General features: G+C 31.7%; 11 protein-coding genes. 10 read left to right on the top strand and 1 reads right to left on the bottom strand.

Going from position 1 to position 13,201, the window contains the following annotated elements; all coding sequences use genetic code 11:
* Window positions 1–4 precede the first annotated feature (4 nt).
* The 9 genes from B3792_RS10110 (at window position 5) to rpoN (ending at window position 10,200) form a co-directional block, all read left to right on the top strand.
* On the top strand, window positions 5–976 hold the full coding sequence (locus B3792_RS10110; protein ID WP_115000998.1) for a polyprenyl synthetase family protein: 972 nt from the start codon (window positions 5–7) through the stop codon (window positions 974–976).
* Window positions 977–979: 3 nt separating this feature from the next.
* Window positions 980–1,969, top strand: coding sequence for a GSCFA domain-containing protein (locus B3792_RS10115; RefSeq protein ID WP_291069515.1), 990 nt, complete (start codon window positions 980–982; stop codon window positions 1,967–1,969).
* Window positions 1,959–2,726: a TatD family hydrolase gene (locus B3792_RS10120; protein ID WP_291069517.1), complete on the top strand. Its 768-nt coding sequence runs from the start codon at window positions 1,959–1,961 to the stop codon at window positions 2,724–2,726. Before B3792_RS10115 ends, B3792_RS10120 begins: the two co-directional genes overlap by 11 nt.
* A 50-nt stretch (window positions 2,727–2,776) precedes the next feature.
* Window positions 2,777–3,487, top strand: coding sequence for a UMP kinase (gene pyrH, locus B3792_RS10125; RefSeq protein ID WP_115000992.1), 711 nt, complete (start codon window positions 2,777–2,779; stop codon window positions 3,485–3,487).
* A gap of 8 nt (window positions 3,488–3,495) precedes the next feature.
* Complete coding sequence (frr, locus tag B3792_RS10130) at window positions 3,496–4,050, top strand: ribosome recycling factor (RefSeq protein ID WP_115000990.1); 555 nt, start codon at window positions 3,496–3,498, stop codon at window positions 4,048–4,050.
* A 76-nt stretch (window positions 4,051–4,126) separates the two neighbouring features.
* Window positions 4,127–6,538 (top strand): DUF5686 family protein, encoded by a 2,412-nt coding sequence (locus B3792_RS10135; RefSeq protein ID WP_291069519.1) that lies wholly within the window; start codon window positions 4,127–4,129, stop codon window positions 6,536–6,538.
* Between the two features lie 58 nt (window positions 6,539–6,596).
* Complete coding sequence (locus B3792_RS10140; protein WP_280051165.1) at window positions 6,597–7,034, top strand: hypothetical protein; 438 nt, start codon at window positions 6,597–6,599, stop codon at window positions 7,032–7,034.
* 163 nt (window positions 7,035–7,197) lie between these two features.
* Window positions 7,198–8,646 (top strand): asparagine--tRNA ligase, encoded by a 1,449-nt coding sequence (gene asnS / locus B3792_RS10145; RefSeq protein ID WP_125349294.1) that lies wholly within the window; start codon window positions 7,198–7,200, stop codon window positions 8,644–8,646.
* Between the two features lie 81 nt (window positions 8,647–8,727).
* Window positions 8,728–10,200 (top strand): RNA polymerase factor sigma-54, encoded by a 1,473-nt coding sequence (gene rpoN, locus B3792_RS10150; protein WP_115000980.1) that lies wholly within the window; start codon window positions 8,728–8,730, stop codon window positions 10,198–10,200.
* Window positions 10,201–10,239: 39 nt separating this feature from the next.
* Here rpoN and B3792_RS10155 read toward each other — a convergent pair whose 3' ends face one another.
* A complete protein-coding gene (locus B3792_RS10155; RefSeq protein ID WP_084106915.1) occupies window positions 10,240–10,794 on the bottom strand; it encodes a DUF4303 domain-containing protein in 555 nt (184 codons plus the stop codon).
* A gap of 165 nt (window positions 10,795–10,959) precedes the next feature.
* Between B3792_RS10155 and B3792_RS10160 the strand changes: the two genes are divergently transcribed.
* Window positions 10,960–13,201, top strand: a 2,242-nt coding sequence (locus B3792_RS10160; protein WP_291069521.1) for an outer membrane beta-barrel family protein, incomplete at its 3' end; no start/stop codon positions are given.

Genomic DNA, 13,201 nt, shown 5'->3' on the forward strand with positions numbered 1-13,201 from the left:
AACTATGTACTCATTTGATAAATTTCACGAATTAATTGCCGAAACAATCGATAAAAATCCATTTTCTAAAAATCCAGAAGAATTATACGAACCGATGGATTATATTTTGAATATTGGTGGTAAAAGAATTCGTCCAATTTTGACTTTATTGGGAACTGATTTGTTTGATGGTGAAGTTGAAAAAGCGTTGAAACCTTCGTTAGCGATTGAGTTTTTTCATAATTTTTCGTTGATGCACGACGATATTATGGACAATGCTTCATTAAGAAGAAGTAAACCAACAGTTCACGAAAAATTTGGATTAAATACAGCGATTCTTTCTGGTGATGCGATGTTGGTAAAAGCATATCAATATTTAGAAGATTTAGAACCAGAATTATTTAAACGTTCGACAAGATTATTTTCTAAAACTGCTTTAGAAGTTTGTGAAGGACAGCAATTGGATGTGAATTATGAAACAAAATTGAATGTTTCATACGAAGATTACATCAAAATGATTTCTCTAAAAACGAGTGTTTTACTTGGTTGTGCTTTGAAATTAGGCGCAATGATTGGAAATGCTTCGGAGGAGGATTCAGATAAATTGTACCAATATGGTTTGAATTTAGGAATCGCGTATCAATTGAAAGATGATTATTTGGATGTTTTTGGTAGCCTTGAACATTTAGGTAAAAAACACGCTGGAGATATTTTCGAGAATAAGAAAACGATTCTTTACATTTCTGCTTTAGAAGCGGCAAACGAAGAAGAAAAAGAGGAATTATTATATTGGTATAGTTCAAATACAGATAATATCGATAAGGTATATGCGGTAGAAAAATTATTCAGAAAACTGAATGTTAACCGTAAACTTTCAACGTTAATTAGAGAATATACGAATAAAGCGCACAGCTATTTGGATCAAATTGATGTTCCAGAAGAACGTAAATCTTATTTGAGAGAATTAAGCGAAGTTTTAATTGATCGACAAGGATAAAAAATGCAATTTCGAACGTCTTTTCAAATTCAATCTTCTGATTTTAAACTCAATCATCAACACAAAATATTGACGATAGGTTCTTGTTTTTCAGATGAAATTGGAAAGCGTTTGACCGATTTAAAGTTTGATGGATTAATTAATCCATTTGGAGTGATTTTTAATTCACATTCCATTCAAAATTTAATAGAAAGAAGCATTCATAAAAAATATTTTACAACAGCTGATGTACATCAAAATGGAGAAGAATTTTTCTGTTTCGATGTACATTCGTCGTTTAATGCGTTGACGAAAGAAGCTGTTTTAGAGGAATTAAATTCAACAATCAATCAGGTTCATGATTACATTCATTCTTGTGATGTGTTGATGATTACATTGGGAACATCGTGGATTTATGAATGGAAAACTTCAAATCAAGTTGTCGCGAATTGTCATAAAGTTGAGGCAAAACAATTTGAAAAAAGATTATTAACAACAGAAGATAATCTAAAATCGTTGGAATTGATTGTTTCAGATTTGAAGAAAATTAATCCAACTATTCGCATCATTACAACAGTTAGTCCTGTTCGTCATACAAAAGATGGAATGATCGAAAATAATGTAAGTAAAGCTAGACTGTTGGATGCTTTATATCAATTAAGTCTTCAAAATAATCAAGTTGAATATTTTCCATCTTATGAATTGGTTTTGGATGATTTGAGAGATTATCGTTTTTTCAAAGAAGATTTGATTCATCCATCGAAACAAGCGGTTGATTATATTTGGGAAAAGTTTTCGGAAACTTATTTCGAGCAACCAACGCAAACAATTATTCAAAAAATAAACAAAATTATTTCAGCGATTAATCATCGTCCTTTTAATGAAGAATCAGAAAATCATCAACAATTTTTAGTAAAAACGATTGAATTGATAAATGCATTAGAAAAAGGAAATCAACTTGATTTTTCAGCTGAAAAAGAACTTTTGAAATCAAAAATAAAACATGTTAATTGATACACATACACATCTATATTCGGAGCAATTCGAGAATGATATAGATGAAGTAATTGCACGAGCAAAGCAAAATGGAGTAGAGCGATTTTATTTGCCAGCAATTGATAAAAGTTATACGGATAGAATGTTGACATTAGAAAGTCAACATCAAGATTCGATGTTTGCGATGATGGGTTTGCATCCGTGTTCGGTTCATCCAGATACGATAGAAGAGGAGTTGGCTCATGTGCGCGAATGGATTGATAAACGTCCATTTAAGGCGATTGGCGAAATCGGAATCGATTTGTATTGGGAAAAAGAATTTCTACAAACGCAACAAGATGCTTTCAAAACGCAGATTGAATGGGCGAAAGAAAAGAATTTACCAATTGTAATTCATTGCCGTGATGCTTTCAACGAAGTTTTTGAAGTATTAGAAGAAGTGAAAGATGAAAAATTATTCGGAATTTTTCATTGCTTTTCTGGAACAAAAGAAGATGCACAACGCGCAATAGACTTCAATTTGAAATTAGGAATTGGTGGAGTTGTAACCTTCAAAAATGGTAAAATAGATCAATTTTTAGGAGATTTTGATATCAAACATATCGTTCTCGAAACAGATTCACCTTATTTAGCGCCTGTTCCGTTTCGTGGAAAGCGTAATGAAAGTAGTTATTTGACACATGTTTGTGATAAGTTGGTCGATATTTACCATCAAACACCAGCTGAAATTGCAGCAATTACAACAAAAAATGCGTTTGACATTTTCGAACGTTAGGATAAATCAGAATAGAAAAATTATATTTGCAAAAGAAAACCTTTGACAAGATGAAATACAAAAGAATATTACTTAAATTGAGTGGTGAAGCATTAATGGGAGATTTACAATATGGTATCGATCCAAATATGCTGAAACAATATGCGCAACAAATTAGAGAAGTTGCTGAACTTGGTTGCGAAGTGGCAATCGTAATCGGAGGTGGTAATATTTTTAGAGGTGTACAAGGTGTTGCTTCTGGTATGGATCGTGTACAAGGAGATTATATGGGAATGTTAGCAACTGTGATTAACAGTATGGCATTGCAAGGAGCTTTGGAAGATGCTGGCGTTAATACGCGTTTACAAACGGCTATCCGTATGGAGCAAATCGCAGAACCATTTATCAAAAGAAGAGCAACGCGTCATCTAGAAAAAGGTCGTGTCGTAATTTTTGGTGCAGGAACAGGAAATCCATATTTTACAACAGATACAGCAGCCGTTTTGAGAGCAATTGAAACGCAAGCTGATGTTATTTTGAAAGGAACTCGTGTTGATGGAATTTATACTGCAGATCCAGAAAAAGATCCAACAGCAGAGAAATTCGAAACAATTTCTTATCAAGAAGTTTACGATAAAAACTTAAAAGTAATGGATATGACAGCTTTTACTTTGAGTGAAGAAAATAATTTACCTATTATTGTATTTGATATGAATACAGATGGTAACTTGAAAAAATTAATTTTAGGAGATAACGTAGGTACTCTAGTAACAAATAAATAAATCCCGAAATGGAAGAATTAGATATTATTTTAGAAACGGCTAAGGAGCAAATGCAGGGAACTGTAAGTCACTTAGAGGTTGCATTCGACAAATTAAGAGCAGGTAAAGCTACTCCTGCAATGTTAAGTTCAGTTCGTGTTGATTACTACGGAAGTTTATCTCCGTTAACTCAAATTGCAAATGTAAATACACCAGATGCAATGACATTGAGCATTCAACCATACGAGAGAAATTTAATTCACGAAATCGAAAAAGCAATCATCAATGCTAATTTAGGTTTTGCACCTTCTAACAATGGAGATACAATCATTATCAGTATTCCTCCAGTAACTGAAGAACGCCGTAAAGAGTTAGTGAAAATGGCTAAATCGGACATGGAAACCGCTAAAATTTCACTTCGTAATGCACGTCAAGATGCCAATAAAGCATTGAAAGCTGTAAAAGAAGCTTCTGAAGACATGGTGAAAGATTACGAAACACGTGTACAAGGATTAACAGACAAGTTTTCTAAGAAATTAGAAGAAGCTTTAACGAAAAAAGAAGCTGAAATCATGAAAGTTTAATCTTTCTTGAAAAAAAAATATTTTAAGGCAGCGTTTCGCTGCTTTTTTTATTTATTTGCATAATCAATTTCAAACGATGAAGAATTATATATTCCTGCTAAATTTCTGTATCTCAATTGCCACATTTGCTCAAATTAAAGTAAGAGTATTCGATGCTCAAGACGAATTTCGTTTAACAGGTGCTAATGTTTATAGTGATACCAAACAATTCCTAGGTCAAACAGACGAATTAGGAGAATTGGATATCAATGATTCTGTTCATTTTATTGATGTAATCAAAAACGGATATTTCTCGGAAAGTATTCAGACTGATGGTAAAAAGTTGGTCGAAATTATGATGAAACCTTCTTTCATTAGTTTGGATGAGGTTAGTTTTACGACAAATGATTCCGTTGGTCGTAATTTGATTATCAAAGCAATTCGCAATCAATCCAAAAATACAATCAGAAATGGCGGAAATATTTTCCTAAAATCATACACAAAATTTTGGAGTACAGTAAATAACGATTCGATTCCGTATATTATTCAACCCCAAAATCACAAAGATTCTGTCAACAATCAATGGAAAAAATTGTTAGACAATAGTCATTTATTTTTGGGAGAACGTGCAATGGATCACAAAGTTTCAAAGCGTTTTGGACTAAAAAATATTGTACAATCTTCTCGTATTTCTGGAATGCGTTCGCCTTTGTACGAATATTTGGCGATGCAACCAATTGCGTTCAATTTTGATCAAGATAAAATCAACTTTTTCTTCAAAGGAATTATTAATCCAGTGAGTCGCGAAGGTCTTTCGCATTACCGTTATGGTTTCAAAGAAGATATTTTTATTGATGGACGAAAAACGGCTGTTATTAGCTTTTTTCCGTCGATCAAAACGGATAAAAGACAAATTAAAGGAACACTTTGGATTGATGATAGAACGTATGCATTAATTAAAATTGAAGCAGAAAATACGATTTCAAATTATGTTGCCGAATTAGAAGCAGATTGGAAATTGAATAATGGTTCTTGGATTCCAAATCAACAAAAATATCGTATGGAAGCTGGTAATTTCAAGATTACAGAGAAACTAGCTGACGATGATTTTATTGATAAAAAAGAAAAAATTTGGATTAATCTCGAAACAACTTTCAAGGATATTCAAAATCCAGCGCATTTCAAACGCAACGAATTTTTAGGTTACGAAGACGAAATTTCTTTTCAAAATATGAACGAAAAGAAATGGGACAATGTGATGGAAGATTACCGTGATTCGTCATTATCGAACAAAGAGCGAAATACTTACACGACAATTGATAGTATTGGCGATAAATATAAGTTAGAACGTCAAATGAAATTGACGCGAATCATCAATTCTGGAGGAAAATTATCGTTAGGAAAAGTTGATTTAGATCTAACAAAAATCTTAGCGTTTAATGATTACGAGGGTTTCAGACTTGGTGCTGCGTTTAATACAAATGAAAATTGGAGCGATAAATATTCGTTGAATGCTTATTCGGCTTATGGTTTCAAAGATGAAACATTTAAGTTTGGATTTGGTGGAGATTATTATGTAAACAAACCTTATTCGGGTCGAATTTTCGCAAAATACTCGCAAGATGTTTCAGCTTCTGGGAAAACACCAATTTTATTACAATCGAACTATACACGTCTAATTTCTGGAGCTTTTAGTAATATTTATAACCACGAATATTTTTCATATAAGCGTTATTCGTTTGGATATGAGCAAGATATTTTCAAAAATGTAACTTTCAATATTTCGGCGAATTACGAAAAACAACAAGCAGAATTTGATTATTCTTTCCTGAATAATATTGGTTGGTACGATTTGTATAACACGCAATTAGCGATTCGTTTTGCGCCAAAAGACAAGTTTATCCGCACGCCTTACGGAAAAGTGACGGTGAATAGCGGGAAATCTGTTTTCTATGCAACGTTGACGAAATATTGGGATATTTTCAATTCTGATTATGATCCACTTCGTTTTAATGTATCTTATTTTGATGTGTTTGATACGCGAGTTGGTAAAACAAATTTCAATGTAAATGCGGGTTGGGTTGAAGGAAAAATGCCGTTGATGAATTTGTTCGAAGGACAAGGGAATGCAAAACGAAATGACTTTTTGAATTTTGGAGTAGGAGGTTTAACGAATTTCGAAACAATGCGTCCAGGTGAATTTTATTCGGATCGATTTGTATCATTTCAGTTGAAACATATTTTTGCTGGTGTTAAAGTTGGAAACAAAATTATTTTCCCGCAATTCGTTTACCGTGGAGTTTTGGGTGATATGAAAGATAGAGCAGATCATCAAAATTTAGAGTTCAAAACCTTAAATCATTATTATCACGAAACAGGTGTTGAGGTAAACAATTTAATTTTCAAAACATTTGGTTTAGGAGCATTTTACCGTTTAGGAGCTTATTCAGAAGAAAAATTCCAAGATAATTTCTACTTAAAATTAACTGTTAATTTGAATTTCTTGTAGGTATTTAGATTTTGTCATTCTGGACTCGTTTCAGAATCGTATATATTGATTTAAATTTATGAATAAAGAGTTTGAACTTAAAAAATATAGAGATTTAGTACTTGCGACTATAGATTATTATATTGTTCATCTTGCTTTTAATAATGAAATGAAAGATGAATATATTCGTCTAAAAACTCAAACAGAGGAGTATTATTCAAAAAGAAAATTAACTATTTTAAAAAACTGGTTTAAAGATTTAACGTCTGATTTTATCGAAGATAGAGATTTTGGTTTTAATGAATATTTGATAAAGACAACCAATTATGACATTGATATTTTTGAATCATATTTTAAAAGAATCGAAAAGATAATTGAGAAAGATCAAATTAAAACTGATAGTCAATTTTACGAATTAAAAAATTATGTAGATTATTTAATTCAAAATAATAATTCTGATAAAGTTCTTATTCAAAGAATAAATGAACTTCTTTTGCGTTTTGAATCTAAGAACTAGAATAATTTCACTTCAAAAAATAAACTAAAATCAAAAATCCTTTACATTTTCATTGAAATTGTAAAGGATTTTTAGGTTGGTTGAAAAATATTCGCAAAAATTATGCCTATAATTTTTATAACTTTAAATAATAACTAAATTTGTAAGGATAAATTAAAAAATTATGCAATCGTACGGAATTAAAGCCTTATTAGAAAAAGGCAAGGATTTGTTGCTACAGGAAGTAGTTGTAAATGGATGGGTAAGATCGTTCAGAAGTAATCGTTTCATCGCGTTGAATGACGGTTCTACAATTAATAATATTCAAGTAGTAGTAGATTTCGAAAATTTTGACGAATCAATTATAAAACAAATTTCTACAGCAGCTTCTTTACAAGTAAAAGGAGAAGTGGTAGAAAGTGAAGGAGCTGGTCAAGAGATTGAAATTGTTGCGAAAGAAATCAAAATTTTAGGAACTGCGCCATCTGATGATTTAAAAGGAACAATTTTACAACCAAAACAACACAGTTTAGAGATTTTGCGTGAGCAAGCACATTTACGTTTCAGAACAAATGTTTTTGCTGCAACTATGCGTGTTCGTAACGCGTTAATGTTCGGGATTCACAAGTATTTCAACGAAAATGGATTCGTTTACATCAACACGCCAATTATTACAGGATCTGATGCTGAAGGAGCAGGAGAGATGTTTCATATCACAAACTTGGATATGGAAAACTTACCTAAAAATGAAGAAGGTAAAGTAGATTATACACAAGATTTCTTTGGTAAATCGACTAACTTAACGGTTTCTGGACAGTTAGAAGGAGAAACAGCAGCAATGGGATTAGGGAAAATTTATACATTTGGACCTACTTTCCGTGCAGAAAACTCGAATACTTCTCGTCACTTAGCTGAATTCTGGATGATTGAGCCAGAAGTTGCGTTTTTCCGTTTAGATCAAAATATGGATTTGGCAGAAGATTTTATGAAATCTGTTATCACTTATGCAATGGAAACGTGTAAAGATGATTTGAAATTCTTAGCTGAACGTTTTGACAAAGAACAAAAACAAAAACCAGAAGCAGAGCGTTCTGAATTAGGTTTAATTGAGCGTTTAGAATATGTTTTAAATAACAAATTCATTCGTTTAACTTATACAGAAGCAATAGATATCTTAAAAGATTCTAAACCAAATAAAAAAGGTAAATTCAAATATCCAATCGAAGGTTGGGGAGCAGATTTACAATCAGAACACGAACGTTATTTAGTTGAGAAACATTTCAAAACGCCAGTTATTTTATTTGATTATCCTGCAGAAATCAAAGCATTTTACATGCGTATGAATGATGATGGAAAAACAGTTCGCGCAATGGACGTTTTATTCCCTGGAATCGGAGAAATTATCGGAGGTTCTGAACGTGAAGAGCGTTTAGAAGTTTTAGACGAAAAAATGGAAAAATTCGGAATTGATAAAGAAGAATTATGGTGGTACCGTGACACAAGACGTTTCGGTTCTGTGCCACATTCAGGTTTCGGTTTAGGTTTAGAGCGTTTGGTATTATTCGTTACAGGAATGGGTAACATTCGTGACGTAATTCCTTTCCCTAGAACACCGAATAACGCTGAATTTTAATCAAAATATTTTTACGGATTTATGCTTAAAAATTGTAACTTTAAGCTAAATCCGTTTTTTATATAAGCCAAAACCCAAAATATGTTAAAGCAGGAATTAAATTTAAAATTACAACAAAAACTATCGCCACAACAAATCCAATTAATGAAGTTGGTTCAACTTCCTACGGTTGCTTTTGAACAACGCGTAAAGGAAGAGTTGGAAGAAAACCCTGCTTTGGATGATCAATCTTCTGAATATGATGAAGATTACGGAGGAGAACAGGAAGAATGGGACAATCAGAGTGATGATTTTGGCGACGAGCAAGTGATTGACACAAGTGACATCAATATTGATGATTATTTGAGCGATGATGACATCCCAAATTATAAAACGTATACGAATAATTATAGTGATGATGACGAAGATAAATCTGTTCCTTACGCGCAAGGAGAGAGCTTTATCGAGTTTTTGACATCACAATTATATACGAATCGATTAACTTCGGAACAATTTCAAATTGCTGAATTTATCTTAGGAAATATTGACGATGATGGTTATATGCGTCGTGATATTAAATCGTTGGTTGACGATTTAGCATTCTCGCAAAATATTTACACTTCGCCAGAAGAGGTCGAAAATTTGTTGATTAATTATATTCAACGAATGGATCCAGTTGGTGTAGGTGCGCGTGATTTGCAAGAATGTTTATTGATTCAATTAGAAAATAAAAATCAAACAGAAGCAGTAGAGTTAGCAGAAAAATTAATTTCAGAATCGTTTGATGCATTTACGAAAAAGCATTATTCGAAATTGATGGCAAAATATGATGCGGATGATGATGAGTTGCGTGATGCAATTTCGGAGATTGAACGTTTGAATCCAAAACCAGGAAAATCATTTTCGAGTAGTAGTAAAATTGTAGAGCAAATAACGCCAGATTTTACGATTCATATCAACGATGGCGATTTAGAATTGTCGTTAAATGGACGTAATGTACCAGAATTGAAAATTTCGAGTGCGTTTGCAGAAATGTTAGATACATACAAAAAAACCGAAAATAAATCGAATCAACAGAAAGAAGCTGTGATGTTTGTCAAACAAAAGTTAGATTCTGCGAAATGGTTTATTGATGCGGTTCAGCAACGCCGTAACACGCTTTTATACACGATGGAAGCGATTATGAAATTTCAAAAAGAGTATTTCTTAACAGGAGATGAAACGAAAATTAAACCGATGATTTTAAAAGATATTTCAGACAGAATTGGAATGGATATTTCGACAGTTTCTCGTGTAGCGAATTCTAAATATGTCACAACGCCTTACGGAACATTTTTGATAAAAGATTTGTTCTCAGAATCGTTAACAAATGATGAAGGTGAAGAAGTTTCGACGCGCGAAATTAAACGAATTTTACAAGATGTAATTGCAGATGAAGACAAACGTAAACCTTTGACAGACGAAAAATTAACCGAAATTTTAAAAGAAAAAGGTTATCCAATTGCTCGTCGTACAATTGCAAAATATCGCGAACAACTAAATATTCCGGTTGCGAGATTGAGAAAAGAAATCTAAACTTTTAGAAGAAATATTATCAAACAAAAAAAGAGCTTTTTATAAAGCTCTTTTTTTGTTTTTACCCCAAGTTGTCATCCATTCAAAATAATCTTCTTTGTACGAATTATCATTCAATTGCGTAATAATTTTTTGTTGTTTTTCTTTGTTCAAATCATCATCAATTACAGAAAAGTTTAAGAAAATATCTTTACCAATTAATTTAGAAAAGAAATTTTCATTCTTTAATTCTTCTAAAACTTCGATACATTTTTCATTAATTTTATTCTGAAATTGATAAAACCAATCTTCGTCATCGTCGTGTTCATCAACGATTTCTTTACACATTTGATTGATTTCTTGAAAAGAATTTTCAGCTCCTAAATAATCATATTTCCATTCAGAAGGCTCGTATTTGTAGTAACAAAAATCGTCTTCATCCGAAACTTTTTCCAAATGTTCTACAGAATTTGCCGAAGGATGAATAGCTATTTTCGAGTCGTTATTGCACAAGGCAAAAGCGTAAAGGTCTTGGGAAGGATTTTCGTTATAAATTTTCAAAAAGGCTTGTTTGGTTGATTGCACTAATTTGTTTTTTAATTCATTAAAATCCATTCATTTATATTTTTTTAATCGGTTAAAATTATTTTTTGAAATGTAGTAAAATTCTTTAAATATTAAATCATTGTTAATTTATTTTTTAAAGACAAATTCAATTATTATTCATTTTCTATGTAACTTTTCTGTAATTCACACGTCATTATAGTAAACAAACCTAATATGTCTAAATTATATATACCAATTTTATTATTTGCCTCGACCTCGATTTTTGCGCAACAACAATATAAAGGAAGCTTGCAATATACGAATCAAATGCCTGTTAGTCTAGCAGATGTGATTATTCTGAAAGATGATCAAATTATTGAAGAAATTTCAACTGATGATAAAGGAAGTTTTACAGTTGATTTAGCCGAAGGAAATTATATGTTTCGAATAGAAGAAGCTGGTGTTTTGCTTCATACTCAAACGATTTTATGTGGAAAAAATCAGGATTTAGGCGTTATTATTCTTCCTAAAACTGAAAATATTACATTAAATGAAACGGTTGTAAAGAGTCAGAAAAAATTAATAGAAAAGAAAGTTGATCGACTTGTTTTTAATGCTGATTTAGCGGAGGGAGCAAAAGGCGGAGATGCATTAGATTTGCTAAAATTGGCGCCTCGTGTAAAGGTTGATAATGATGTAGTTTCGATAATTGGTAAAAGTAATTTGCGTGTGATGGTGGACGATCGTTTATTGGAAATGTCTGGTGATCAATTGACAAATTATTTAAAAACGCTTCGTGCAGATGATATTGAGAAAATTGAAGTAATTACAAATCCACCCGCAAAATATCAAGCAATAGGAAATAGTGGAATTCTCAATATTGTACTGAAATCAGGCAAAAAAGACTCGTGGAATGGAAGTTTGTCGTCATCATTGCAACATTATAACAAACCATATTGGAACAATAGTGCATCGTTTAATTACCGAAAAAATAAATGGACTTTAGTTTCGAATATTTTTGGTGGTTTTGGTGAATATGATGGAATTGGACAATCTGATATTTATTTTAGAAAGACTAATGAAGTTTGGACTGAAAGAGAAAAAAATAGTGGAAAAAATAGAAATATTGGCGGAAAATTAGGATTGGATTATAAAGTTTCAGATAAATTGACGACTGGTTTTACGGTTGATTTATATGCTGGAAATCGAAAAGGAACTGGTGGCACGAAAACAACGATAAATAGTTTGGATAAAAATGAATTGTTGAGTTATATTCTGAATGATCGAAATGGAAGCAAAGGAAACACGAAATACAATACGCTGAATTATCATGTGATTTATAAAATGGATACGATCGGAAAAAAACTGACATTTGATTTTGATTGGGTAAATTTTAATAATAACAATACAAGTGTAACTTCAAACCGATTTTTTAATTCAGAAGATGTTGAAAATAAAACAGAATATCAAGGAAATAAAAGTTTGTCCGACCAAAAAGCAAATAATTATAGTTTGAATATTGATATGGAACATCCCGTTAATACTTGGAAACTAAATTATGGTGGACGTTATAGTTGGACGAAAAATAATAGCGATAATTTATTTTACAACACATCTTCTGGGTCGCCTGTTTATGATGAAAAGTTGAGTAATGGTTTTTATTATGACGAAAATATTTTGGCTTTTTATGCGAGTATTGAAAAAGATATTTCAGAAAAATGGTCTGCAAAAGTTGGTTTGAGATACGAAAATACAGATGCAAAAGGTTTTTCTCCGCAAGAAAATCAACATGATACCTATAAATATGATGGATTATTTCCAACCGCTTATTTGATGTATAAACCTGCTGAAAATCATTCGTTAAGTATTAATGTTGGGCGTCGTATTGATCGACCTTTTATGGGACAATTGAATCCGTTTCGTACCATTTATTCTCCTTATTCTTTTGCCGAAGGAAATCCGAAATTAAAACCTTCTTATTCGTATAATTATGAGTTGGAATATGCATACAAAGATTTGGCAGTTACAACATTATATTACAGAAATTCTACGGATGAAATCAATCAAATTGTGGTTGTAAATCCAACAGAAAATACACAAAATTGGATTCCATATAATTATGCTGATTCGGAGAGTTTTGGAATTAGTGAAAATCTAAATTTCAAGCTTGTAAAATGGTGGAAAGTCAATGGAACGATTGATTTGTATTACAAGAAAACAAAAGGAATTATTCCTGAATACAATTATGTATTGGATGGATTTAATGGAGAATTTCGTTTGACAAATAATTTAGAATTGAATAAATCGAAAACATTATTGTTTAATCATACCACAAATTATACAACAAAAACAATTGATGCCATGTCAAGAAGTCGCGCTAATTGGAGTACAGCTTTTGGTTTGAGAGCGTTATTTTTGGATAAAAAATTCGAGGTTTCGTTTAATGTGAACAATGTATTTAGTCGTTCCTTAACAA

The organism is Empedobacter sp. UBA5924, assembly GCF_002431085.1.
GTDB lineage: Bacteria > Bacteroidota > Bacteroidia > Flavobacteriales > Weeksellaceae > Empedobacter > Empedobacter falsenii_B.